Annotated in this window: 28 protein-coding genes; 15 read left to right on the forward strand and 13 right to left on the reverse strand. The window is 46.8% G+C overall.

Translation table 11 applies throughout. The features are described 5' to 3' along the window. The first annotated feature begins 8 nt into the window (after positions 1 to 8). Together yhaM and G9F48_RS00650 are read left to right on the forward strand one after the other, a co-directional pair. Positions 9 to 953 carry a 3'-5' exoribonuclease YhaM gene (gene yhaM, locus G9F48_RS00645; RefSeq protein WP_003155251.1) on the forward strand — a complete coding sequence of 315 codons (945 nt, stop codon included), beginning with the start codon at positions 9 to 11 and terminating at the stop codon, positions 951 to 953. A 114-nt stretch (positions 954 to 1,067) separates the two neighbouring features. After that, a complete protein-coding gene (locus G9F48_RS00650) occupies positions 1,068 to 1,295 on the forward strand; it encodes a sporulation YhaL family protein (protein WP_007409227.1) in 228 nt (75 codons plus the stop codon). A 38-nt stretch (positions 1,296 to 1,333) separates the two neighbouring features. On the opposite strand, the gene G9F48_RS00655 is transcribed toward G9F48_RS00650, so the two are convergent. Continuing rightward, positions 1,334 to 2,185, reverse strand: coding sequence for a peptidylprolyl isomerase (locus G9F48_RS00655; RefSeq protein WP_165408868.1), 852 nt, complete (start codon positions 2,183 to 2,185; stop codon positions 1,334 to 1,336). Positions 2,186 to 2,343: 158 nt separating this feature from the next. Between G9F48_RS00655 and yhzE1 the strand changes: the two genes are divergently transcribed. Further along, positions 2,344 to 2,430, forward strand: a complete 87-nt coding sequence (gene yhzE1 / locus G9F48_RS00660) for a sporulation protein YhzE1 (protein WP_017417375.1) — start codon at positions 2,344 to 2,346, stop codon at positions 2,428 to 2,430. Between the two features lie 124 nt (positions 2,431 to 2,554). Further along, entirely contained in the window at positions 2,555 to 2,641 is an 87-nt protein-coding gene (gene yhzE2 / locus G9F48_RS00665) for a sporulation protein YhzE2 (RefSeq protein WP_003155248.1), read from the forward strand. Between the two features lie 56 nt (positions 2,642 to 2,697). Here yhzE2 and G9F48_RS00670 read toward each other — a convergent pair whose 3' ends face one another. Beyond that, positions 2,698 to 2,916, reverse strand: coding sequence for a hypothetical protein (locus tag G9F48_RS00670; protein WP_003155245.1), 219 nt, complete (start codon positions 2,914 to 2,916; stop codon positions 2,698 to 2,700). Positions 2,917 to 2,976: 60 nt separating this feature from the next. Further along, the gene (locus G9F48_RS00675; RefSeq protein ID WP_007409225.1) at positions 2,977 to 3,507 is read right to left on the reverse strand and encodes a DUF3267 domain-containing protein; all 531 of its coding nucleotides are present in this window, start codon (positions 3,505 to 3,507) and stop codon (positions 2,977 to 2,979) included. 211 nt (positions 3,508 to 3,718) lie between these two features. On the opposite strand from G9F48_RS00675, the gene G9F48_RS00680 reads away from it, so the two are divergent. Beyond that, positions 3,719 to 4,060 carry a YhaI family protein gene (locus G9F48_RS00680; RefSeq protein ID WP_015388481.1) on the forward strand — a complete coding sequence of 114 codons (342 nt, stop codon included), beginning with the start codon at positions 3,719 to 3,721 and terminating at the stop codon, positions 4,058 to 4,060. Here the strand turns inward: G9F48_RS00680 and G9F48_RS00685 are convergent. Both G9F48_RS00685 and G9F48_RS00690 read right to left on the reverse strand, forming a co-directional pair. Beyond that, entirely contained in the window at positions 4,057 to 4,668 is a 612-nt protein-coding gene (locus G9F48_RS00685) for an HTH-type transcriptional regulator Hpr (RefSeq protein ID WP_003155240.1), read from the reverse strand. The genes G9F48_RS00680 and G9F48_RS00685 overlap by 4 nt on opposite strands. Before the next feature lie 179 nt (positions 4,669 to 4,847). After that, positions 4,848 to 5,204, reverse strand: coding sequence for a YtxH domain-containing protein (locus G9F48_RS00690; protein WP_007409224.1), 357 nt, complete (start codon positions 5,202 to 5,204; stop codon positions 4,848 to 4,850). A gap of 117 nt (positions 5,205 to 5,321) precedes the next feature. On the opposite strand from G9F48_RS00690, the gene G9F48_RS00695 reads away from it, so the two are divergent. Continuing rightward, entirely contained in the window at positions 5,322 to 5,513 is a 192-nt protein-coding gene (locus G9F48_RS00695; RefSeq protein WP_007409223.1) for a hypothetical protein, read from the forward strand. 57 nt (positions 5,514 to 5,570) lie between these two features. Here G9F48_RS00695 and G9F48_RS00700 read toward each other — a convergent pair whose 3' ends face one another. The 3 genes from G9F48_RS00700 to G9F48_RS00710 form a co-directional block, all read right to left on the reverse strand. Further along, entirely contained in the window at positions 5,571 to 6,089 is a 519-nt protein-coding gene (locus G9F48_RS00700) for a tryptophan transporter (RefSeq protein WP_003155234.1), read from the reverse strand. A gap of 120 nt (positions 6,090 to 6,209) precedes the next feature. Further along, positions 6,210 to 7,289 (reverse strand): 3-phosphoserine/phosphohydroxythreonine transaminase, encoded by a 1,080-nt coding sequence (serC, locus tag G9F48_RS00705; protein ID WP_060386843.1) that lies wholly within the window; start codon positions 7,287 to 7,289, stop codon positions 6,210 to 6,212. A 136-nt stretch (positions 7,290 to 7,425) separates the two neighbouring features. Beyond that, the gene (locus tag G9F48_RS00710) at positions 7,426 to 7,863 is read right to left on the reverse strand and encodes an HIT family protein (protein WP_057080120.1); all 438 of its coding nucleotides are present in this window, start codon (positions 7,861 to 7,863) and stop codon (positions 7,426 to 7,428) included. Between the two features lie 490 nt (positions 7,864 to 8,353). On the opposite strand from G9F48_RS00710, the gene ecsA reads away from it, so the two are divergent. The 3 genes from ecsA to G9F48_RS00725 are packed head-to-tail and all read left to right on the forward strand — an operon-like array spanning position 8,354 to position 11,063. Then, positions 8,354 to 9,097, forward strand: coding sequence for an ABC transporter ATP-binding protein EcsA (gene ecsA, locus G9F48_RS00715; protein WP_003155231.1), 744 nt, complete (start codon positions 8,354 to 8,356; stop codon positions 9,095 to 9,097). Further along, the gene (locus G9F48_RS00720; protein ID WP_156735236.1) at positions 9,090 to 10,316 is read left to right on the forward strand and encodes an ABC transporter permease; all 1,227 of its coding nucleotides are present in this window, start codon (positions 9,090 to 9,092) and stop codon (positions 10,314 to 10,316) included. The genes ecsA and G9F48_RS00720 overlap by 8 nt, the downstream gene beginning before the upstream one ends. 42 nt (positions 10,317 to 10,358) lie before the next feature. Beyond that, positions 10,359 to 11,063, forward strand: a complete 705-nt coding sequence (locus tag G9F48_RS00725; protein WP_077722013.1) for an EcsC family protein — start codon at positions 10,359 to 10,361, stop codon at positions 11,061 to 11,063. Between the two features lie 20 nt (positions 11,064 to 11,083). On the opposite strand, the gene G9F48_RS00730 is transcribed toward G9F48_RS00725, so the two are convergent. The 3 genes from G9F48_RS00730 to hmoB form a co-directional block, all read right to left on the reverse strand. Beyond that, entirely contained in the window at positions 11,084 to 12,271 is a 1,188-nt protein-coding gene (locus G9F48_RS00730) for a M20 family metallopeptidase (protein WP_165408869.1), read from the reverse strand. A 68-nt stretch (positions 12,272 to 12,339) separates the two neighbouring features. Beyond that, positions 12,340 to 13,725, reverse strand: a complete 1,386-nt coding sequence (locus G9F48_RS00735) for a hypothetical protein (protein WP_165408870.1) — start codon at positions 13,723 to 13,725, stop codon at positions 12,340 to 12,342. Between the two features lie 118 nt (positions 13,726 to 13,843). Continuing rightward, entirely contained in the window at positions 13,844 to 14,344 is a 501-nt protein-coding gene (gene hmoB / locus G9F48_RS00740) for a heme-degrading oxygenase HmoB (RefSeq protein WP_003155224.1), read from the reverse strand. 122 nt (positions 14,345 to 14,466) lie between these two features. On the opposite strand from hmoB, the gene G9F48_RS00745 reads away from it, so the two are divergent. From G9F48_RS00745 to G9F48_RS00770, 6 genes are all read left to right on the forward strand, one after another. Next, entirely contained in the window at positions 14,467 to 16,608 is a 2,142-nt protein-coding gene (locus G9F48_RS00745; RefSeq protein ID WP_165408871.1) for a transglycosylase domain-containing protein, read from the forward strand. Between the two features lie 123 nt (positions 16,609 to 16,731). After that, on the forward strand, positions 16,732 to 17,793 hold the full coding sequence (gene hemE, locus G9F48_RS00750) for a uroporphyrinogen decarboxylase (protein ID WP_032875175.1): 1,062 nt from the start codon (positions 16,732 to 16,734) through the stop codon (positions 17,791 to 17,793). Between the two features lie 75 nt (positions 17,794 to 17,868). After that, positions 17,869 to 18,804 (forward strand): ferrochelatase, encoded by a 936-nt coding sequence (gene hemH, locus G9F48_RS00755; RefSeq protein WP_165408872.1) that lies wholly within the window; start codon positions 17,869 to 17,871, stop codon positions 18,802 to 18,804. Between the two features lie 27 nt (positions 18,805 to 18,831). After that, positions 18,832 to 20,265, forward strand: a complete 1,434-nt coding sequence (gene hemY, locus G9F48_RS00760) for a protoporphyrinogen oxidase (RefSeq protein WP_003155220.1) — start codon at positions 18,832 to 18,834, stop codon at positions 20,263 to 20,265. 148 nt (positions 20,266 to 20,413) lie between these two features. After that, positions 20,414 to 20,986, forward strand: coding sequence for a TetR/AcrR family transcriptional regulator (locus G9F48_RS00765; protein ID WP_032874350.1), 573 nt, complete (start codon positions 20,414 to 20,416; stop codon positions 20,984 to 20,986). Positions 20,987 to 21,060: 74 nt separating this feature from the next. Further along, complete coding sequence (locus tag G9F48_RS00770; RefSeq protein WP_014304734.1) at positions 21,061 to 23,394, forward strand: YhgE/Pip domain-containing protein; 2,334 nt, start codon at positions 21,061 to 21,063, stop codon at positions 23,392 to 23,394. A 49-nt stretch (positions 23,395 to 23,443) separates the two neighbouring features. Here the strand turns inward: G9F48_RS00770 and fabHB are convergent, their stop codons facing one another. Together fabHB and G9F48_RS00780 are read right to left on the reverse strand one after the other, a co-directional pair. Beyond that, positions 23,444 to 24,421, reverse strand: a complete 978-nt coding sequence (fabHB, locus tag G9F48_RS00775; protein WP_014417343.1) for a beta-ketoacyl-ACP synthase III FabHB — start codon at positions 24,419 to 24,421, stop codon at positions 23,444 to 23,446. A 137-nt stretch (positions 24,422 to 24,558) separates the two neighbouring features. Then, positions 24,559 to 24,777 carry a hypothetical protein gene (locus tag G9F48_RS00780; protein WP_017417388.1) on the reverse strand — a complete coding sequence of 73 codons (219 nt, stop codon included), beginning with the start codon at positions 24,775 to 24,777 and terminating at the stop codon, positions 24,559 to 24,561. Between the last annotated feature and the right edge of the window lie 114 nt (positions 24,778 to 24,891).

Raw genomic sequence — 24,891 nt, forward strand, 5'->3', positions numbered from 1 at the left:
TTAATAGAATGGCAAAAGGTATTATGCTGCACGAGGTCGGCGAGCAGGTCGATCAATACTTTCTGATTAAATCTTCGACTAAGGGAATCGCAAGCAACGGAAAACCATTCCTGACGTTAATGCTGCAGGACCAATCGGGAGATATCGAAGCGAAGCTGTGGGATGCCAAACCGACTGATGAAGTAACGTACGCGGCGCAGACGATCGTGAAGGTGATCGGAGATGTCCATCACTATCGCGGACGAAACCAGCTTAAGCTGAGAAACATCCGGCCGGCCGGCGAGAACGAAAATGTCAGTATTGATGATTTTCTGGAAACGGCGCCGATTCCGAAAAATGAAATGATGGAAACCGTCACTCAATACATTTTTGAAATGAAAAATCCAAACATCCAGCGGATCACAAGACATCTGGTCAAAAAATATGCGGCTGAGTTTATGGATTACCCGGCGGCGGCTAAAAACCACCATGAGTTCGTCTCCGGGCTCGCGTATCATGTAGTGTCCATGCTGAACCTGGCAAAAGCGATTGCCGATCTGTATCCGTCTCTTGACCGGGATTTACTGTATGCCGGAGTCATTCTGCATGATCTCGGCAAAGTAAAAGAGCTTTCAGGCCCCGTCTCCACGACGTACACCGTGGAAGGGAATCTGCTCGGGCACATTTCGATCATGGTGACAGAGCTTTCAAAAGCAGCCGAAGAGCTTCAGATTGACGCTGAAGAAGTGCTGATTCTGAAGCATTTGATTTTAAGCCATCACGGAAAAGCGGAATGGGGAAGCCCGAAACCGCCGATGGTGAAAGAAGCGGAAATTCTGCACTACATTGACAATCTGGATGCCAAAATGATCATGATGGACAGAGCGCTGGAACGGGTGAAGCCGGGCGAATACACAGAGCGTGTATTTGCGCTTGAAAACCGTTCTTTCTACAAACCGACGTTCCATCAATAAGATAAAAAGGCCGATTCTCTATGATCGGTCTTTTTTACGTTCAGCTCTCATAACTTGTCTTTATCAAGCATAGCTTAGAATAAAGACTCTTGGTGAAAAAGGGAGGAAACCGACGTGCTATTTTTTCCTTGGTGGGTATACCTTTGCATTATCGGAATTATTTTCAGCGCCTATAAGCTTTTCACAACAGCTAAAGAAGAGGAAAAGCTTGACCAGTCGTTTATTGAAAAAGAAGGAAGGGTGTATATTGAACGGATGGAACAGGAACGCGAGCGCCGTATGGCGGCGCCCGCAAGTGAAAACGCGGATGCGGAAGAAAACTCCAATCATTCCATCGCATAAAAAAACTGTGCGGCTCGCCGAGAGCCCGCACAGTTTTTTTATTTAGATTCAGAAGAAGTTGAAGTGTTAAACGTGTCTTTTAAGTCTTTGTCTTCCACTTTTACGTCAGCTTTTTTCATGACTTTTTGAATTGCCGCCTGTACAGCTGAGTTGTCGTTTAATTTCTGTTTAAGAACTTCTTCTTTCAGTTCTTTTTTCATGTCATCATATTTGCCGCGTTCTTCTGTCTTTTTGATGATATGATAACCGAATTTTGTTTTGACCGGATCGCTGACTTGTCCGACTTTCAGACCGAATGCAGCTTTGCTGAATGTTTCATCCATTGACTTTTTATCGAACCAGCCAAGGTCGCCGCCGCTGTCTTTTGAGTTGTCAGTTGAATATTCTTTCGCAAGCGTTTCAAACTTCTCGCCTTTTTTCAGCTTTTTCTCCACTTCGTCAGCTGTCTTTTTGTCAGCGACAAGGATGTGGCTCGCACGGATTTTACCTTTTAAGCCGTCGTAATATTCTTTCGTATCAGAGTCAGTCACTTTGATGTTGTCTTTCGCCGCTTTTTGTGCAAGCAGTTCGTACTTCACCTGATCTTTCAGGTAATCTTCGCCGTACTGCTGTTTAAGGGCGCTGTACTGATCGCCGAGCTGCGTTTTGTACTCTTTCAGCTTGTTATCGATTTCTTTATCCGATACTTTGTATTTTTTTGCTAATACTTTTTCTTGTACGAGCTGTGTCAGCACACTTGCGCCCGCGGTTTTTTTCATATTCGTGTAGAGCTCGCCTTTTGTTACATTTCCGGCATCCGTCTTGGCAATCACGTCGTTGTCGCCGCTGCTGCAAGCGCTGAGAGCCAGGACGCTCGTTGCCGTAATAGCTGCTATCGCGATTTTCTTCATTCCTTTAAACACTCCTAATCATCCAAATTAAATTGCATATGCGTATCATAACATATTGTGGCTTTCTGTAAAAAGATTTTAAATAAAGGGCATTCGTCTAGTCAAACTTTTTCCTGATACATACAAATATATTGATCATGAAAAGGAGGTAATGAACCATGGGCGGAGGATATTCAAACGGTTTCGCACTGCTCGTAGTACTGTTCATATTGCTTATCATCGTAGGTGCAGCTTACATTTGTTAAGCGAAACGGATCGCTTTTTCTAAAAGCGGTCCGTTTTCTTACCCGGGCGCCTAATCGTTTCAGAAGTAAATTGCATATGATGTAATTGGAAAAATAAAACGTTTTGTAGGAGGTGCTTTTGGAGATGGGTGAAGTATTTGCAGGCGGTTTTGCATTATTGGTTGTTCTGTTCATCTTATTGATCATCATCGGCGCTTCTTGGCTTTATTAAGAAAAAAATATGGCTGTCGGGGGTCAGACCTCCGTCAGCCATATTTTTTTGCCTGTTTACACAGTAAAGGAGATCTCGACGAATGAAGAGATCAGTAAAATTAAAATAGATACATTAATAAAACGGAATACCTTATCCTGCCGGTCTTCAGGAATCTCTCTGACAAGGCATAATGTATTTGTGAGCCTGTTTATGAAATAAAGAATAAACAGGGCAGCCACGATAAAATAGAATAAAATGATGGGAGATTCCCCCTCTCTCTGAACTGCTCCCATATTACATTACCAAATATTTATTAAAAAAGATAGAATGTAACCTGAAAAATCAGCGGGATATCAAGACTCCGGCACTTTTTTTACTAAAATATCAAAACCGTCGGATTCCTGGTCAATCAGACATGATTTGGGCGCTTTGACCAGGTGCAGCGCAAACAGAAGATCAGGCAGGCAATAACCCGCATGAATGCTCGAAATCATATAAAAGTAATGAGCGTGTCTCGGAAATGCCAGTCCGGCATAAAACAATAACGGCGTAATGAATAAAAACGGGCTGATCGTAGAAATCAGCATCGTCGTTTTCGGTATGCCTTTCCATGTCGGCATCCGCAAGAAGTACATTTTCATTTCCTTTTTTCTTTTTTTACAGATCATCGGCAGGACATGTATGACTTTATGTACAAATAAAGTAACAACGAGCAGAACACAAAAAGCAAACACGTGCCCGTCACTTAAACTGATATTCGGACGCAGCAGCCCGAATGCCAAGAAGTTGCATATAAAAAACAGGATCATAAAACCTACAGCAGTCAATAATAAACGAACCGCACCATAATCTTTGATCAGATTAATGGTTTTCCAGCAATTCATCAGAGTCATCCTTCCGTACAAAGATGGAATACAATCTCAAAATAATTTACTCTCTTCAGGAGAAAAAATCAATCCTTTTTTAAAGAAAAAAAATAACCCCGGAAAGGGAAGAACAGAAGAGCTCGGTGAAACATGGAAATGTACGGTTTAACCTTTCTTCTCTATTCATTATCAGCTAAAATAAGATTAAAGATAGAAAGAAGTGAAACGGATGGATTCAATGGATCAGCGTATCGGGCGTTTAGAATATTACATACAATTGCTGGTGAAAACGGTGGATATGGATAAGTACCCTTTTTATGCGATGATGATTGAAAAAGGGCTGACCGAAGAAGAAGGAGAAGAGGTCGGGCGGATCTGCCGCGAATTGGAGGACGAGCTGAAGTCGCAAAAAGCGCAAGGCTTTGTGACGTTTGACAAGCTCCTTGCGCTTTTTGCGGGACAGCTTAACGAAAAATTAGATGTTCATGAAACGATTTTTGCTCTGTATGAGCAGGGGCTTTATACAGCGCTGATGGAAGAATTTATTGAGATTATGAAGCACTTTGATTAACTGTTGATCGGTTCCAGCTCTTCAGCCGTTTCATGGACAGCCGATTCGTCCGTTTTTTTCTTCAGCCTTCCGTCTTCACTATCAAAATCATTGTTTATGTTTGTCAATGATTTCTCGAATATCTCCATAAAATCTTCGCCGTAAATGTGGCGGATGACACAGGTTAATTCTTCAACTTCCGGAAACTTCCCGAATAAGTGGTAGATCGGCTGTGAGCCTTTAAACACCGCGTTTCTCGACGGGTCAAACTCCTCAAGCAGGCTTTCGAATACATTTTCCCCTTCTTCTGTTAACTGAATGTACGTGTTCCGTTTATCATTCAGCCGCTTGGAAAATTTCAGATATCCCCGTTCTTCAAGCTTTTTTGAAAAGTTAAATGCAGTTGATACGTGCATAACGCCGAATTTGGCGATTTCTGAAATAGAAGCTCCTTTAAGCTGATAGGCAATCCATAATATATGATGCTCATTAATATTAAGGTCGTACGGCTTCAGCCAATTCTGCCAGTCTTTCTCGATAGATTTCCAGAGCGCTTTGGACAGCTGCGCCATTTTTTGGGTATAGATTAAAGCTTCTTTTAGATCGTAAGGCGGTTCAACACGATTCAATACAGATCACCTGCTTCACATTTTCTTTTCCTCTATTATGCCAATAAAATAAAGATTAATAAAGATGAAAATTTAAGAATTTTATAATAAATTCTTCATCCGTTGCTGGGAAAGGCTTTAAACCGCAAAAAAAAGTGCGGAACGCAATATGTCCGCACTTTTTTTGGTTGTATAGGATATTAGTTTTGTAAGGTTTTCTCCAGCTGTCTGATTTTCTCTTCAATATCAGCGATTTCCTTTTGGAGATCCTGCTGGTGCGGCTTGATTTCCTCCTGCCACCTTTTAATGCTGGTCTGAAGCTCTCCGCCTACGTCTTTAATGACTTCTGCGCTTTCTTTCGCCGTTTGGACAAGCTGGTCCTTAAGCGCCATTCCGTCTTTTTTTAACCGTTTGATTGTGTCCTCAATTGAATTGCAATTCGCTTTGATTTTGCCCCGCAGCTCTTTTCCGGATGAAGGAGCCGAAAGTAACACCGCTGCGCCTCCGATCAATCCGCCTACGAAAAGGCCTGTTAAAAGGGAACGTCCGTCAGCCATTTGAAATCACCCCGTTTTTTTTCTCATAACTTTTATCATTTTTGTTCAGAAGAATAAACTTCTATACATAGCTTGCTTTATTTTAGCATATTTTTTAAGGGAAAAGGAGGGAGAAGGTTGTCTGTCTTTATGATTGTTTTATCTTGTATGGCTCTTGTCTTTGCGGCGGGCGCCGTTTATTACCTGAAACTGCTCGGTCAGGCCGCTTCTTATCCGCCGAAGCGGGTCGTCCGCCAAAAGGCCATCGTCTGCTCAGCAGGAACCGCCCTCGCATTGTTCCTTATCTTTTTCACAAAACTTCTCGTATAAAACATGCTGAAACACATTAAAAAACCTCTTCCGGCCGGAAGAGGTTTCGGTATGCGGTTATTTCACCGTTTCAATCATATTGGACCGTTTTAAGATCGTCTGCACAATCGGATGCATAATGATAATGGCGATCGCATTCAGCGCAGCCGCCGGAAGGACGACCGCGAGCACCAAGGCGGTGAATCCGCCCGGCAGGCCGACAATCAGAAGGGCCAGCGCCAAAAAGAGCAAACCGGAGATGAAGGTGCCGGCTATCGTAATGACGGCGGCCGCCGCTGTCTTTACGCTCTTTTTCACCAAAAGCGCCAGCGCGAGAAACAGAAACGCCGTTACCGGTTTTTCAATGATATTCGGAAGCTGTCCGCCCGGAAAAGATGTCGTGAGTGCGGAAATGATTCCCGTTACAATCCCGATCATCAGCACGTTCTGCACACGGGGGAATAACAGAATACCCATAAACATCATCACAAGCATCATATCGGGTTTCATTCCGAATAATACCGGCGGCATAATGGAATGAAGCACCGCTCCGATTGCCGCAAACAGGGCCATAATGACTAATTCTTTTGTTTTCATACTAAGCTCTCCTCTGCTAAGCTTTTTCGCCATCCAATAATATGCTCGTCATTTATTGCGATGGCCGGAAAAATTGATATGCAAACAGTATATCAAAGGAACCGTTATGTTAGAAGAAATTTATTCGTTTTCCTGCTGGAACTTTTTCATAAACTGAGCCAGTTTTTCACAATCAGCCAGGCTGACGGCGTTGTAGATAGACGCCCTGCATCCTCCGACTGAGCGGTGGCCTCCGAGTCCGGTCATTTTAGCCGCTTTCGCTTCTTCAACGAATTTTTTCGTGAGACTGCTGTCGCGGAGGGTGAATGTGACGTTCATGTGAGAACGGCTGTCTTTTGCAGCATGCCCCGCGTAAAACCCGCCGCTTGCGTCGATTGTGCCGTACAGGACGTCGGCCTTTTCCTGATTGCGCCGTTCAGCCGCTTCGACACCTCCGTTTTCAGCCAGCCATTCAAGGACGAGGCTCAGCATATAAATCGCAAATGTAGGCGGCGTATTATACAGTGAATCGGCTTTTGTATGTGTGGAGTATTTCAAAATTTTAGGGACGTTGGCGTTTTCGTTTTCAAGCCATGATTTTTTCATGATGACGACCGTGACGCCGGACGGACCGAGGTTTTTCTGGGCTCCGCCATAGATGACATCAAACGTTTTGACATCAATTTTTCTGCTCAGGATGTCGCTTGACATGTCGGCTACGAGCGGGATCGGTGAATTCGGGAACTCTTTCCACTGCGTTCCGAAAATCGTGTTGTTGGACGTAAGATGCAGGTAGGCGCCGTCTTTGATTCCTGTGAGGTCCGCTTCCGGTATGTGGTTATGGTTTGAATCTGCGCTTGTTGCCGTGACAGATGTGTTTCCGAACAGTTTCGCCTCGGCGAGCGCTTTTTCAGACCATGCGCCCGTTACGATGAAGTGCGCCGTTTGCTGCGGCGTTAAAAAGTTCATCGGCAGCATGGAGAATTGAAGGCTTGCGCCGCCTTGAAGAAATAAAATATCATAATCGTCGGGAATATCCATCAGTTCTTTCAGAAGGCTTTTTGCTTTTTGATGCACCGCATCATATTCTTTGCTCCGGTGGGACAGCTCCATGACGGACATGCCGGTGTCATTGAAGTTGACAAATTCTTTCTGTGCTTTTTGCAGCACATCCAGTGGAAGGGCTGCGGGTCCTGCATTGAAATTCGTTGTACGTTCCATGTTTACGATCTCTCCCTGTTTTCCGCTTTAGTGTAAGAAATAATACAATTATCCTATCACAATTTTTTGATTTTTTTGATATGAAAAAATATAATTTTATGTTTTTTGTGTTACCGGACGCAAAAAAACCTCATCTTTAAGATGAGGCAAGCCGTTTTCTGACGGTTGAAGCGATCTCCTGAAGATCGTCAGGCGCATAGTCTTCGGCGTGGGTCTTCCAGACAGCCCCGAAACCGTCGCCTTTTCCGTAACGCGGAATGATATGCATGTGAAAATGGAACACCGATTGGCCCGCTTTTTCACCGTTGTTATTGAGAATATTCAGCCCGATCGGCTCGAATTCATCGCGGATGGCGCGTGCGATTTTCGGCACCGCTTCAAAATATTCTTTAGAAAGCTCAGGCGTAAACTCGTACACGTTTTCGATATGTGTTTTCGGGATCACGAGCGTATGGCCTTTTGTGACCTGGCTGATATCAAGAAACGCCACAACATGTTCATTTTCGTATACTTTTGAAGACGGAATGTCACCGGCAATGATTTTGCAGAAAATACAATCGTCCGCTTTGTGCATAGATGGGTTTCCTCCCTGAAAAGAAATATATGTATATTCTCATCGTACCACAAAAACGGCCAAAACAAAAAACAGGATGAACGGCTGCGCGTTCACCCTGATGCAGAAGTACGAGCTTTATCACAGAAAATTAAATATGCCTTTTGTAAGCACCTCATTTGTTTTTAAAATGAAGACTTATGGGTCTGCTTAATCATTCCTGGGACAAACACCTCATTTGATTATTTCATCATGAATGAAGAACATCATCAAAGCAGTGTGTGAAGAAATTGTAAGCACAGGACATGTTGATTTTCATCCAACTGTTCTAAGACGTCTTTTATAAACACCTCATTTTCAGTTGATTAAAGCTGTTTCCTTCTACATACATTATGATGTCCGCCAAAACGATAACTATGCACGCTTTTCACGTGAGAAAAAAAGGGAATCGTTTCAAATCAGACTTTATTTTTGGTACTATGAAGAAAAACGAATCAGAAGGGGAGAAATTATGTCTCTGCTATCGGTAAAAGACTTAACCGGCGGTTATACGAGAAACCCGGTCTTAAAAAATGTTTCATTCACCCTTGAGCCGAACCAGATTGTCGGACTCATCGGATTAAACGGCGCGGGCAAAAGCACGACGATCCGGCATATTATCGGATTAATGGACCCGCATAAAGGCTCGATCGAGCTGAACGGCAAGACGTTTTCGGAGGATAAGGAAAGCTACCGCTCGCAATTTACGTACATCCCCGAAACGCCGGTGCTGTATGAAGAACTGACGCTCAAAGAGCATCTGGAGCTGACGGCCATGGCGTACGGCCTTTCCAAAGAAACGCTTGAAAAAAGGCTTCCTCCGCTTCTGAAAGAATTCAGAATGGAAAAAAGGCTGAAATGGTTTCCCGCTCACTTTTCCAAAGGGATGAAGCAGAAGGTCATGATCATGTGCGCGTTTCTCGCGGAGCCTTCGCTTTATATCATTGACGAGCCGTTTCTCGGCCTTGACCCGCTGGCGATCAATGCATTGCTGGAGCGGATGGACGCCGCGAAAAAAGCCGGATCAAGCGTGCTGATGTCAACGCATATCCTGGCTACGGCAGAGCGCTACTGTGACGCTTTCATTATTTTACATAACGGCGAAGTGCGGGCAAGCGGCACACTGGAAGAACTGAGAGAGCAGTTCGGCATGAAAGACGCAGCTCTTGATGACTTGTATATTGAACTGACGAAGGAAGACGCCGGCCATGAATAATATGTCTACTATTTGGCAGTCCCGGCTTGAAGAGCATATAAAGGAAACCAGAATGTATATGAAATATATGCTCAATGATCATCTCGTCATTGTGCTGATCTTTTTTATTGCCGGCGCGGCGAGCTGGTACAGCAAGTGGGTCAAAGACATTCCCGTTCATTTTCCCTCATTTTGGGTGATGGCGGTGCTCTTTTCATTTGTGCTGACCGGTTCATACGTCCGGACGCTGTTAAAGGAAGCGGACCTCGTGTTTCTGCTGCCGCTTGAACCGAAAATGGGGACATACTTTAAGCATTCATTTAAGTACAGCTATCTGTCACAGCTGTTTCCGCTTATTGCTCTGTCGCTTGTATGCATGCCTCTGTTTTTCGCTGTAAGTCCGGGGGCGTCGCTTGCGTCGTATGCCGCCGTATTTATTCAGATGCTGGCGGTAAAAGCGTGGAATCAGGCCATGGAGTGGCGGATGACGTTTATGAATGACAGAAGCATGAAAATGATGGATGCGGTCATACGCTTTATCTGCAATATGCTGCTTTTATACTTCGTCTTACAGTCGTTTTATGTGTACGCTGCCGCCGTCTACATTGTGATGGCCGGCCTTTATGTGTATTTTACATCGGCCGCAAAACATAAATCATTGAAATGGGAAGCTCATATTGAATATGAATTAAGAAGGAAGCAGCGGTTTTACAGAATCGCCAATCTGTTTACCGATGTGCCTCACCTGAAAAAACAGGCAAAACGCCGGGCGTATCTCGACTTTTTGCTCAGAATGATTCCGTTTGAGCAGCGGAAAACGTTCTCCTATATGTATGCGCGGGCCTTTCTGCGTTCAAATGATTATCTCGGCATTCAGGTCAGGCTCACGATTATTTTTATCCTGATTATTATGCTCGTTTCCGCCAATCCGTGGATCACGGCGGCGTTAACCGTATTTACCGTCTTTATTACGGGAATACAGCTTCTTCCGCTGTTCGGGCATTTTCATCATCTTTCTCTGCAGGAGCTTTACCCGGTCAATCAGAAAGCGAAGCTGCAAAGTTTCTTTTCGCTGATGAAATCGGCATTAACCGTGCAGGCGCTGCTGCTCTGTGCAGCGTCAGCCTATGCCGCGGGAGTCAGCGGGGCGCTGTATGCGGCCGTTGCTTCAGCCGTTCTGATTTTTGTGATCATGCCTTCGTATATGGGCGGAAGATTGAAAAAGTACGGCAAGCTGTAATCAATCGGGTTTTTGAAACCTCAATGAAAGAAGGAGACACAGATGACCGACGATCAGCAGCTGGTACAGGAAGCACTGCAATGGAAAGCGCGTTTTTTGCGCAAAGATTCCATGCTTGAACGCTTTTCTAAAGGAATGCAGGCGAAAATAAATGAGCGGATTCCCGATAAAATTCATGCCGTCATCACAGAAAGCATTAAAAAAATGACCGAAGCAACAATGACGGGTTCAAATCTGGTGAAAAGCAAGCGGGATACAAACGGTATGACGCTTGCTGAAAAAGATGCCCTCGCCAGACAAACCATCGCATCGTACCAAAAGGTCGCGGCAGCCGAAGGTATCGGTACGGGGGCCGGCGGAATTTTTTTAGGAATGGCTGATTTTCCTTTGCTGCTATCCATTAAAATGAAATGTCTGTTCGATCTTGCCTCCATTTACGGCTATGATGTGAAAGACAGGGATGAGCGATTGTTTTTGCTGTTTATTTTTCAGCTGGCTTTCTCAAGCGGTGAACAGCGGAAACGCATATACTCAATGATTGAACAGTGGGATTCGAAAAAGCATGATGTCGATTGGAGAGTTTTTCAGCAGGAATACCGCGATTATCTGGACGTGGTGAAATTGTTTCAGCTTTTGCCGGTCGTCGGAGCCGCCGTGGGCGGAGCGGCCAATTATAAACTGCTGTCACAGCTCGGTGAGACGGCAAGGCACGTTTTTCATTTAAGAATCACAACAGCCGGTACGTAATGTACCGGCTGTTTTTTATGTCAGCAGGGGTAGCTTACCGCGGCGCCGATAAGCACCTTGGCGGCCGTCAGCATCGCTTTTTCATTAAAATCAAATTTCGGGTGGTGATGAGGATAAATGGTTTCCGCGTTTTCTAAAGCGGCGCCCGTAAAGAAAAAAGCGCCTTTTGTATGCTGCAGATAATAGGAAAAATCCTCTCCCGCCATCTGCGGCTCTCCTTCAACGACTTTCGTAACACCGTCTGTTTCCGCTGCGGCTGCCGCAGCGTGCGCCGCTTCCTCAGGATGATTGACGACGGCGGGATAGCCGCGTTTGAAACGATATTCATAGGAAGCGGAGTGCATGGAACAGATTCCTTTTACGACGGCTTCTATTTCTGCTTCGAGCAGGCTGCGCACACTTTCGTCAAATGAGCGGACGGTGCCTGATATGACTGCCTGATCGGCAATCGCATTAAACGGATTTTCAGCGGTGAACGAGCCGGCTGAGATGACGGCCGGCTGCACCGGATTTACCCGCCGGCTGACGATATGCTGAAGAGCCGTGACGATTTGTGAGCCGATTAAAACGGCGTCTTTCGTATCGTGAGGGATCGCGCCGTGGCCGCCTTTGCCGATGACTTTAATCGTAAAGCCGTCAGCGGCGGCCATTACTGGGCCCGGGCGGCATAAGACCGTTCCGACGGGTTCAGTCGCCCATAGGTGTGTGCCGAAAATGGCATCGACATGTTCGAGGCAGCCGTCCTCAATCATTGCTTTTGCTCCGCCGGGAGATAATTCCTCAGCGTGCTGGTGGATCATCACAAATGACCCTTTCAGTTTTTCCCGGTTGCGGTACAGCACTTTTCCGGCCGCGAGCAGAGCCGCCGTATGGCCGTCATGCGCGCAGGCGTGCATGACGCCGGGAATTTGTGAAGCATAGGGCACATCTTTTTCATCCTGTATCGGCAAAGCGTCAAAATCAGCTCTGAGTGCCACGACCGGTCCCGGTTCACCGCCTTCAATACAGGCTGTGACACCGTTTCCCCCGACATTCGTCCGGATGGGAACGCCAAGCTTTTCATAAAATGAGGCGATGAACGCCGGTGTTTTTTTCTCCTTAAAGGATGGCTCGGGATTCATGTGAAGGTGACGCCTGATTTCAACCATTTCCTCATACAGCCCGTCAAGCTGAGCGTTTAAGCTTTTTTGAAGTGTCGTTAACGTCAAAAGCGATGCCCCCTCGTCTGCTTTTCCCATGATTGTATAGAAAATGTCAGAAGATTTCAATCTTTTTGCTACGGGAGAATGATGATGGCGGCGATCGTCGTGACGATAAGTCCGGCCGCAACCGGGATAAAGTTTTTCCTGGCAAGCTCAAACGGGTCAACTTTACAAATAGCCGCAGCGGGAATCAGTGCCCAAGGGACCAATGTTCCGCCCCCGACCCAGATCGCTGAAATCTGGCCCAGCGCCGTTAAAACGGACGGGTCCGTATGAAGCGCGGCGGAAAACAGCTTTGCCATCGAGCCTGCAAGAGATATACCGGAAAACCCAGACCCGTCGAGCCCGGTAATCGCACCGACTGCGGCCAGGGCGATGCCGGCGAATTCTCCGGACATCGGAAAAGAATGGGACAGGGCCAGTCCGAGGTCATTGACGATCCCCGCAGACCCTTTCGGCAGCGGGGTGTTCAAAATATTTTTAAACCCCGCGTCACCGAGATAAAAGAAGGCCGCGATCGGAATGACGGGGCCGAATACTTTAAAGCCGAATTGAAAACCGCCGATAAAATACTCGGTGATCTTTTCTAAATGCCGCTCTTTATATACAATGAAATGAATGATCAGGAGAATGCCGATCGCGGTTCCTCCGACGAGTGCCGTCGCATCGTTTCCTTGGAGGCGGTATACGATCATGCAGATAATATCGGCGAGAAAAACAAGCGGAATGAAAACCGCCAGGATCACCCTGAGTTTTTTCGGCAGATACATACTTGTGTCCAAAGAACCGGAGCTGTCCAAGGAGAGGGGGGCCTTCGTTTTTTTTCGATCCCGCATGATGAGGAAGAAAGCGGTGATTGTCGTCGTTAACCCCATGATCAAAACGAGCGGAATACTTGCCTGCATGACATCGCTCACGGGAATGCCCGCGGCGTCGGCCGTTAATTTCGGGGCCGCCTGAATGACGTAATCGCCCGATAAAGCGAATCCGTGGCCGAACAGGTTCATCGCCATAGCCGCGGCAATCGGAGAAAGGCCCGCCCGGATCGCTGCGGGAAGCAGCACAGTGCCGATCAGCGCCACCCCGGGTGACGGCCAGAAAAAAAGAGAGATGGCAAACATCAGACAGCCAATAACCCAATACGCGACAGCCGGCCCTTTCATCAGCTTTGCAAACGGAGAAATCATCGCTTCATTAATACCGGTTTCGGTCAAAAGGCCGCTCATCGCCACGATAAAACAAATAATAAAAATCGTCGGCAGCAATTCTCCGGCGGCATACGTAAAGCTGTGAAACAGGCTGCTGACCGAAGCGGAGAATGAATGCGTCGTCCATAGCGCAATCACAAAAATGCCGGCGAGTGAAATAAAGGTTGTATCTTTTCTGAGAAGCATAAAAACGATAATGGCCGCGATAAAAGCAACATAAAGCAGATGTACCGAGTAGACGCCGATCCCCAATTGAACCACTCCGTTTATAAATAGGATTGCTACAGGGTATTCATAGGCGGGCGGAAGGTGCAAAGAAGGATGCGTAAAATCGGGACATCAAAAAAGCCGGAGAATCTCCGGCGGTTTTTTAGTCTATTGCGTAATAAGCGGTTACATAAGACGGACGGGAAAAAATAGACGTCGTGTCGATGCCGGCAGATGTTCCGCGTTTTTTATGAGCTTCCTGATAAGAGTTTGACTGCTGCCAATCCTGAAAGGCTTTTTCCTCTTCCCACAGGGTCAAAATGACATACGTATCGCCTTCGAGCGGTCTTAATACGCGGATGGCTTTAAAACCGGGTTCATTTTCCACTTTGCCGGCGCGGTTTTTAAACCGGTTTTCAAACAGCGGACGGCCTTCCTGGGTAACGGCGATGTTGTTGAGGACGGCGTAGCCCGGATTTTTGATTTCCCCGACGCTGTCGATGCTTTCATAGGAATGGGGCGCCTGAAAAACGGTTTCTCCATTTGTTTCATGAATTAAAACCGCATTATCCTCCCCTTGCATCAGCACCATATTCTCACTCGGGTGTTTCTTGGCAATCGTCTTTAAAAAATCGGCTGTCCCATATGTAATATAAACCTTCATATCAGCCACCTCCTGCTTGCTAGTATATCAAAAGAGTGGTATAAGTTTCTATTGGCGACTCATTCTGACATAATTCGAAACAATATTTCCCATACTACAAGTTAAGAAAGGCGAGGTGACTTATGCTGAAAAAGAAAAAAAGATTCTTTATTCCGGCTGTAATTGCGGCGGCAACCGCTTTTCTCGCGTTAATCGGATACATTATCATTATATTTCTCGGCCATTATGTCATCGATGAAAAGAAATTAATACTGCACGCATCTTCAAAAATCGTCGATCAAAACGGTGATGAAATCGCGAGCCTCTATACGGAAAATCGCGAGCCGGTATCCATTCAGCAGGTTCCGGAAGATGTGAGAGATGCCTTTATCGCCGTTGAAGATAAACGGTTTTACGAACATCACGGCATTGATGTGAAGTCTGTCGGCCGGGCGGTGTTCCGGGATGTTTTAGCAGGCGGCAAGGTGGAGGGCGGAAGCACGATCACCCAGCAGCTGGCGAAAAACATTTTTCTGACTCATGATAAAACATTTTTGCGCAAGACGAAGGAAGTCATTATCGCCATCAATCTTGAGCGTGATTACAGCAAGGACAAGCTGCTTGAAATGTACCTGAACCAGCTTTATTTCGGCCATGGCGTTTACGGCATTCAAGCCGCGTCCCACTACTACTTTAATAAAGAAGTAAAAGATTTAACCGTTGCAGAAGGAGCCGTTCTGGCAGCGATTCCGAAGGCGCCATCTCTTTATTCGCCGATTCAGCATCCGGATAAAAATAAAGAACGCCGCGATACGATTCTTGCAATGATGAACGATCAAGGCTATATCAGCGCCAAGGAAGCCGTCAGAGCCCAGGGCCGGACATTGGGGCTTAATATCAAGAAAACATCAGAAACGCCTTGGTTTGACAGTTATATCGATCTTGTCATCAAGGAGGCGGAAGACCGTTATTCGATGTCAGGAGAACAGCTGCTTCAAGGCGGCTATACGATCCGGACGTCACTTGATTCCAAGCTGCAGAAAACGGCATATACCCTCATGAAGGAAAGCGGCTATTTTCCGGGGACGGGTCAGGCGGCAGAGGGAAGCGCCGTCTTTATTGATAATAAAACCGGAGGCGTGCGCGCGGCGGTCGGCGGACGCGACTATGTGGCAAAAGGATACAACAGGGTTACGGCGAAGCGGCAGCCGGGCTCAACGTTTAAGCCGATTGCCGTATACGGGCCCGCCATGCAGGAAGACAAGTTCAAACCGTATTCGCTTCTCCAAGACAAACTGACGTCCTACGACGGGTATGAACCGAAAAATTATGACGGACAGTACAAGGGGGAAGTGACGATGCAGGACGCGATCACTTACAGCATAAATGCGCCCGCTGTCTGGACATTGAAGCAGATCGGCGTGGATACGGGAAAATCGTATCTTGAGAAAAACGGCATGAACATTTCTGACAACGGACTCGCGATTGCGCTGGGCGGTCTGTCTGAAGGCGTCACTCCGCTTCAGCTTGCCGGAGCTTATCATACCTTTGCCGCAAACGGAATGTATACGAAGCCATTTTTTATAGAGAACATCACGGACGAAGACGGAGAAACGTTATCCGGGCCTAAAAACGGCAAAACGCGCGTCTTCAGCGGACAGACGGCATGGAATATGACGAGAATGCTACAGCAGGTCGTAAAAGAAGGAACCGCTTCACAAGGCAGCTATCAAGGTGACCTGGCGGGGAAAACCGGCACGACCACATTTACCGGCATCCCCGGCGCGACAAAGGACGCCTGGTTTGCGGGATACACTCCCGGACTGACGGGAGCCGTCTGGATGGGCTATGACAAAACGGATAAAACCCATTACCTGAAAGGCGGAAGCCAGTACCCGGTCAGACTCTTTAAAGATATCGTCACAAAAGCGGGGGAAAACGGCCGGGCATTCAAAAAGCCTGAAAATGTGAAGGAACTGGGCAGCCCGATTGAGCTGGAGGCGGTAAAATCCCTGTCGGCCCGTTATACATTTAAGGCGATGGGACTGATTACGGTTCAATTAAAATGGGATATTCAAAAGGATGATCGGGTTGTTTACCGAATATATGAGAAGAAAGACGGAAAAGACAAGCTTCTGGATTCGGTGAAAGGAAAAGGCAGCTTTGACATACCGTACGCCAATCTGTTTTCAGGGGCTTCATACAAAGTCGTTCCATATAATTCACAGACGAATCAAGAAGGAGAGGGAACGGAATACGTTCAGCCGAAGCTTTTTTCTTCTTAATCATGAATTCGGCGATTTTTTGAACATTAAGCCTCAATTCTATACCATTCAGAAAAAACAAGGTATAGTGTAATGGGCGAAGAACACGAACGTATGGTTGCAGGAGGAAAGGTGGAAATTCAGATGAGTAAACGAGAAGCGTTTAATGATACGTTTTTAAAAGCGGCACGGGGAGAAAAAACAAATCACGTCCCTGTCTGGTACATGAGACAGGCGGGGAGGTCTCAGCCGGAATACCGCAAGCTGAAAGAAAAGTACGGCTTAGTCGAAATTACGCATCAGCCCGAGCTGTGCGCGTATGTGACGAGGCTCCCGGTCGAGCAGTACGGAGTGGACGCTGCCATTTTATATAAAGATATTATGACGCCTCTTCCTTATATCGGAGTGGATGTTGAAATAAAAAACGGAATCGGCCCGGTGATCGATCAGCCGGTGCGCTCTGCTGCGGATATTGAAAAGCTCGGCGAACTGAATCCCGAACAGGATGTTCCTTATGTGCTGGAAACGATCCGATTACTCGTAAACGAACAGCTGAATGTTCCGCTCATCGGTTTTTCGGGAGCGCCTTTTACGCTGGCCAGTTATATGATTGAAGGCGGACCTTCTAAAAATTACAACAAAACAAAAGCGTTTATGCACAGTATGCCGCAAGCGTGGCAAATGCTGATGGACAAGCTGGCGGACATGATTATCGTTTATGTAAAAGCGCAGATTAATGCCGGCGCAAAAGCCATTCAGATTTTTGATTCATGGGTCGGCGCGCTGAACCGCGAAGATTACCGGCAGTTTATAAAACCGGTGATGGACAGAATATTCCGGGAGCTTTCAGCAGAGCAAGTTCCGCTGATCATGTTCGGCGTAGGCGCAAGCCACCTGGCCGGGGATTGGCATGACCTTCCTCTTGATGTCGTCGGTCTTGATTGGAGACTCGGCATAGATGACGCCAGAAAACAAGGCATTACAAAAACGGTTCAGGGCAATCTTGATCCGTCGCTTCTTCTTGCGCCTTGGGAAGTCATCGAGAAAAAAGCGAAAGCGATACTTGATCAAGGCATGAAGACGGACGGGTTTATTTTCAATTTAGGGCACGGCGTATTTCCTGATGTCAATCCGGCAACGCTGAAAAAGCTGACGGCGTTTGTACATGAATACTCCGCGGCCCAAAAAACGGAACAATCTTCCTGAGCAGATCGTTGGTTATAAGAAGATTTTCCTGTCAAAATCAAGGTAGACAGACCATCAAAAGAGGTGTTTAACTAAATGAGCAGCAAAAAGAAAATGGGACTTCTCGTCATGGCTTACGGAACGCCTTACAAAGAAGAAGACATAGAACGTTATTATACACATATCAGACGCGGAAGAAAGCCTGAGCCGCACATGCTTCAAGACTTAAAAGACAGATATGAAGCGATCGGAGGCATTTCGCCGCTGGCAAAAATCACGCAGGAGCAGGCGGAGAAGCTCGCACAGCGTTTAAATGAAATCCAGGACGACGTAACATTCAAAGTGTACATCGGATTAAAACATATTGAACCGTTTATTGAAGACGCGGTGGCGGACATGCATAAAGACGGCATTACAGAAGCTGTCAGCCTTGTGCTCGCCCCTCATTTTTCAACATTCAGCGTCCAGTCATACAACAAACGCGCGAAAGAAGAAGCGGAGAAGCTCGGCGGCTTGACCATCAAGTCTGTTGAAAGCTGGTATGATGAACCGAAATTCGTTGATTATTGGGTCGGCCAGGTGAAGAAAACGTATGAGTCAATGCCGAAAGAAGAACGGGGTGACGCGATGCTGATCGTCTCAGCGCACAGCCTTCCTGAAAAAATTAAAGAATACGGCGATCCGTATCCTGACCAGCTGGAGGAATCCGCAAAACTGATTGCCGAAGGCGCCGGAATTACTGATTACGCAGTCGGCTGGCAAAGCGAAGGGAACACCCCTGATCCGTGGCTCGGGCCGGATGTGCAGGATCTCACGCGCGAGCTGTATCAAAAGCATCCTTATAAAGCATTTGTATACGTGCCCGCAGGCTTCGTTGCCGATCATTTAGAGGTGCTTTACGATAATGATTATGAATGCAAAGCTGTGACCGAAGAAGTCGGCGCAAGCTACTATCGTCCGGCCATGCCGAACGCACAGCCTGAATTTATCGACGCGCTTGCAGCGGTCGTGCTGAAAGAGCTGGACAAGTAGAATTAAACGGTAAAGAAGGCGATAAAAATGAGTGGCGATAAAAAACATCTGGTCATCATCGGCGGCGGCATAACGGGATTAGCCGCCGCCTTCTACATGGAAAAAGAAATCAAGGAAAAACAGCTGCCGCTTGAGGTCACCCTGATCGAAGCGGGACCGAGAGCGGGCGGCAAAATTCAGACGGCGCATAAAGACGGCTACATCATTGAGCGGGGGCCGGATTCTTTTTTGGAAAGGAAAAAAAGCGCGCCGCAGCTCGTTAAGGATTTGGGGCTTGAGCATCTGCTCGTCAACAATGCGACCGGCCAGTCTTACGTGCTCGTCAATGAGACGCTTCATCCGATGCCGAAGGGCGCGGTGATGGGCATTCCGACCAAAATCGCTCCGTTCATCTCCACCGGTTTATTTTCTGTTCCCGGAAAAGCGCGGGCGGCGCTTGACTTTGTCCTGCCTGCGAGCAAACCGAAGGAAGATCAGTCTCTCGGTGAATTTTTCCGCAGACGCGTCGGTGACGAAGTCGTTGAGAATTTAATAGAACCGCTATTATCAGGGATTTATGCCGGAGATATTGATAAGCTGAGCCTCATGTCCACGTTTCCGCAATTCTATCAGACTGAGCAAAAGCACAGAAGCCTGATTCTCGGTATGAAAAAATCACGTCCGCAGCCTTCGGGACAGCAGCTGACGGCCAAAAAGCAGGGCCAGTTTTTAACGCTGACGACAGGACTTCAAACGTTGGTGGAGGAGCTGGAAAAGCAGCTTACGCTGACAAAGGTGATGAAAGGAACGAAAGTCACCCATATCGGCCGCGAGGAGAAAGGATATTCCGTGACGCTTGATAACGGCAAAGTGCTCTATGCGGAAGGATGCATAGTGACAGCCCCGCATAAAGCCGCGGCGAAAATGCTTTCTGATCTGCCGGCGGTTTCATGTCTCAAAGACATGCATTCTACGTCCGTTGCCAACGTCGCCTTAGGTTTTCCTGAGGGAGCCGTCAAGATGGAGCATGAAGGTACGGGATTCGTTATCTCAAGAAACAGCGATTTCTCCATCACGGCCTGCACATGGACGAATAAAAAATGGCCGCACGCGGCGCCGGAGGGCAAAACGCTTCTCAGGGCGTACGTCGGAAAGGCCGGAGATGAATCCATCGTAGATCTTTCAGATAACGAGATCATTAAAATCGTAATGGAAGATTTGAAAAAAGTAATGAAAATAAATGGCGAACCGGAAATGACCTGTGTGACCCGCTGGAACGAAAGCATGCCGCAATACCATGTCGGCCATAAGGAGCGCATCAAAGAGTTCAGAGATGCGCTGAAAGCTTCCTATCCGGGCGTATACGCGACGGGCGCGTCTTTCGAAGGGGTGGGCATCCCCGACTGTATTGACCAGGGAAAAGCCGCCGTATATGATTCACTGGCTTATTTATTTGAAACGTACCAGCCTCCGTTATCGTAAAACGGAGGTTTTTTTGCATGTTCCCGTTCTGTAAAGGGAACACCAATAAAGAGAAAAAACATTTGAATCTTCTCTGCGACTGTGATAAGTTATCTTATGTACAAAATGACTAAAACGTTCAAACGGTCAATTTAACGAGGTGGGAAACATGTCCGTCGATCGGAAAAAGCTCATTCTGGAAGCGGCAACGAAGTCTTTTACACAATTCGGCTACAAAGCAACGACAATGGATCTGGTGGCAAAGCTTGCAAATGTGGGGAAGGGAACCATCTACACGTTTTTCAAAAACAAAGAAGAACTGTTTGATGATATTTTCACCACTATTTTAAGAGAAATGAAGGAACACGCAGACGAAGCGATGAAACCGGAGCTTTCATTTCACGAAAATGTTCACCGGGCGCTTATCGCGATTTTGGAATTCAGAAAAACACACCAGCTGACTATTAAAATTTTTCAGGAGAACGCTGAGATTGGTACAATAGCCGTTCAGGATGTCATTGCGAAAATGGAGCGGGCCATTCTGTCATACATTAAAGAAAAGATAGAAACAGCCATTGAAAACGGAAGCATTAAACCGTGTGATCCGGAACTGACCGCTTTTGTGATGCTCAAGCTCTACATCGCGCTGATATTTGACTGGGAAAAAAACCATCCGCCTCTTGAAAAAGAGACGATCGCCGAATTGCTGGAAATGTATGTTGGTCAAGGATTATCTAAATAATAGATGATCCTTCACTTTTTAGGTGCCGTGACCGTTTTGTCAAATGAGTCAGTTTGCGGAAGGAGGCAACAGGGTTGAATACAATAAAAAGCCAGTGGAAAGACATTGTAACGAACAAGAAACTGTTAATCCCCATCATTGCCATATTATTCGTTCCGCTGATCTACAGCGGAGTGTTTTTGAAGGCGTACTGGGACCCGTACGGCACGGTGGATCAGCTGCCGGTTGTCGTTGTCAACCAGGATAAAGGGGCGGACTACGAAGGGAAACATCTTCAGATCGGTGACGATCTTGTGAAAGAGTTAAAGAAAAATGATAATTTTGATTGGCATTTTTCAAACGATCTTGATCAATCGTTAAAGGACTTATTAAATGCTAAATATTATTTATTGGTCGAGATTCCTGAAGATTTTTCTAAAAACGCCAGCACGGTAATGGATAAAAATCCGAAGAAGCTGGATCTGAAATATCATACGAATGCCGGATCAAACTATGTCGGCGCGACAATCGGCGAAAAGGCGATCGACAAGCTGAAAGCCTCCGTGTCGAAAGAAGTGACGGAGCAATACGCAAAAGTCATTTTTGACAATTTTAAAGATATTGCCAAAGGACTCGGCAAAGCCAGCAGCGGCGCCAAGAAAATAGACGACGGCACGAAAAACGCGAAAGACGGCAGCGCCAAGCTGAAGGAAAATTTAGCGAAGCTTACTGAAAGCACCGCCACCATCGGCGATAAAACGCAGCAGCTTGCAGACGGAGCGGCGAAAGTGACAAGCGGAATTCAAACGCTTGACAGCTCTATCGCAAAACTTCAGAGCGCAAGCGCCGAAATTCAAGATAAATCAGGACAGATTGCTTCAGGAGGAGGCCAAGTGGCCAGCGGGCTGAAAACGAGCCTTGACGCACAAAAGCAGCTCCAGCAAAAGCTTCCGGATTTAACGAATGGATTAAGCGCGTTAAACAGCAAGGCGCAGGAAGTGTCGCAAAAAGCGGCGGCATTTGAAGATGCGATCAATTCAGTCAACCTCTCAGATATTGAAAAAGCGGTTGGCGAGCTTGAGCAGACTGAAAAGGAATTGCAGCAGTTTAAGAAAAAGCTTTCTGATCTGAAAAACAGCCTGGATGCCCGGGATGACGCGGTCAAAAAGGTGATTAAGGACAGTGATTTCTTAACGGATGAGCAAAAAGCGAAACTTGTTCAGCTTCTGAATGAGAAGCTTCCGAAGGCCGACCTTCCGGATTTAGACAATATCGTCAGCCAGCTTCCGTCCGGCGGAGATATCCAGCTTCCGGATATGTCAGTCATAAAAAGCGCGCTGGCAGATGTAAAAGCGAAGGCTGATCAGCTGAAAGCACTGCCTCAGTCCACATCGAAACTGTATAACGGCGCGGCGGCGGTACAAGACGCGATTAACCAGCTGACGGCTGGAACTGATAAATTGTACAGCGGAGCGCAGACCGTCTTTGAAAGCCAAAACAAATTGACGGCCGGTATCGGCGAATACAACAGCAAGTTCGGACAGCTCAAATCAGGATCAGAAGCGTTAGTGTCAGGGAGCGGCCAGGTGTCTGGCGGCTTAACGAAACTGCTGGACGCGCAAAACAAAATCCATGACGGCTCGTCCAAAATTGAGCAGGGTCAAGCGTCTCTCGGCACCGGTTTAAGCAAGCTTTTAGACGGCACCGGACAATTGTCCAGCCAGCTGAAAGATGCGGCTGATCAAACCGGGGATATTAAGACAGATGACAAAACGTACAGCATGTTTGCCGATCCGGTAAAAACGGACGATAACGCGATTCATTCCGTGCCTAACTACGGTACCGGACTGACGCCTTATATTCTCTCTATGGGCTTGTATGTCGGCGGATTGATGCTGACGGTCGTATTCCCTCTGAGTGAAGCTTCAGGGCGTCCGAGAAACGGTTTTGAATGGTTCCTCAGCAAATTCAGCGTCATTCTGCTCGTCGGACTGATTCAATCCGTTATAGTCGCCACGGTTCTGTTAAAAGGAATCGGGCTTGATGTGGAAAGCACTTGGAGATTCTATCTCTTTACGATGATTACCAGCATCGCGTTCCTGTCGATGATTCAATTATTGGCGACAACGATGGGAAATCCGGGACGCTTTATCGCTGTCATCATTCTGGTGCTCCAGCTCGGGGCAAGCGGAGGAACCTTCCCGCTTGAACTCCTGCCGGGATTCTATCAAGTGATTCACGGGGCACTGCCGATGACTTACAGCATCAACGGGTTCCGTGCCGTCATTTCAAATGGCGATTACGGCTATATGTGGCAGCAGGCATCCATTCTGTTGGGCATCGCCGTTGTCATGATCGCGCTGACCATCGTGTATTTTACGGTGCAAAGCAAAAAAGAACACAAAACGGAAGAAGAAATAACAGCATAAGAAAAAGAGGCGCTGAGCAGATGCTCAGGGCCTCTTTTTTTGATTTCGATTAAAATCCCCATCTCACCAACAGTCCGGTATACGTCAATCCGCCGCCGAACCCGAACAATACCAGCGTCTGGCCTTCCGACAGTTTTTTTGCTTTCACAGCTTCATCCAAAGCGAGAATAATAGAAACCGATGAAGTGTTGCCGTAATATTCAACGCTTGTCAATGTCCGTTCAAGCGGGAAAGGCAGTTTTTCACAGATGGATTCGATCATCCGCATGTTGGCGCTGTGAGGAACGAACCAATCCAGATCGTCTTTTGAAAAGCCGGCTTTTTCTAAAAGGGCATTGCATTCCTCAGGCACGGTTCTGGCCGCCCATTTATATACTTCGCGCCCGTTTTGCACCATATTTCCTCCGCCTTTAAGCGGCTCGCCGTTTAATTCTGCGCTCAGTCCCGTGCGATACAGCACGTCCGCGCTGCCTCCCGCTGTTCCTTGCACGGCTGCCAAAAAGCCCGGCGCTGATTCATCGCGTTCCACCAATAGGGCGCCAGCAGCGTCTCCAAAAAGAACACAGGTCGTCCGGTCAGTATAATCCGTTACCTTTGATAATGTTTCACCGGCAATGACAATCACTTTTTGATGGGAACCGGCGGTAATTAATGCGTCTGCGAGCTGAAGGCCGTAAGTGAGTCCGGCGCATGTGGCGTTAATATCAAGCGCCCCCGTTTGCGGCCAGCCGAAGTAAGCCTGCACGCGTGCCGCGGTGCTTGGAAACGCATAGTCCGCCGTCGTTGTGGCGACAAGGATCATATCGACATCATCAAGAGTTCCGCTGTATCGTTCTGCAAGGTTTTTCACCGCTTCCACACACAAATCCGATGTGAATTCATGTTCGCCGGCAATGCGTCTTTCCTTCATACCGGTGCGCTGGACGATCCATTCATCAGATGTATCGACGATGCGCTCCAAATCCGCGTTTGTTAATCGGCGTGCCGGAGCATATGTACCGATTGCTGTAATTTTAGATTTTGACATGAAAAAATCACTCCTTTATATCAGATTATAACACCTGATATTATTACTTGGTACTAATTTTAATAAAAAAAACCCAAGCAGCATCCGCTGTTTGGGGAGCATGAGAATCTATTTGTAAAACGGGCTTGTGTGAACGATTACCAATGACGGCAGCGGCAGCATGAATGATGATGCTTCTTTTTATCTTTCTTCTTTTTATCTTTCTTCTTTTTACAAGGGTCTTCTTTTTTCTTTTTACAGTGATCTTTTTCTTTTTTACAGCCCCAGAAGGCTGCACCAGACCAATTATCCTCAAACCAATCCTCAAACCAATCATTATGAAATCTTTTCCGCTTGTGCGGTTTACGGCTGATCATACATTTCCCTCCTATGCTCATGCTCCCTTCATTCTATGAAAAAAGAGCAGGAAAAGATTGGACGGGTTATGGATCAAAAGAGTATATTTTAAGAAGAATAAAATTGATAGGAGG

It is taken from the genome of Bacillus sp. EKM420B (assembly GCF_011065565.1).
GTDB classification, from domain to species: domain Bacteria; phylum Bacillota; class Bacilli; order Bacillales; family Bacillaceae; genus Bacillus; species Bacillus velezensis.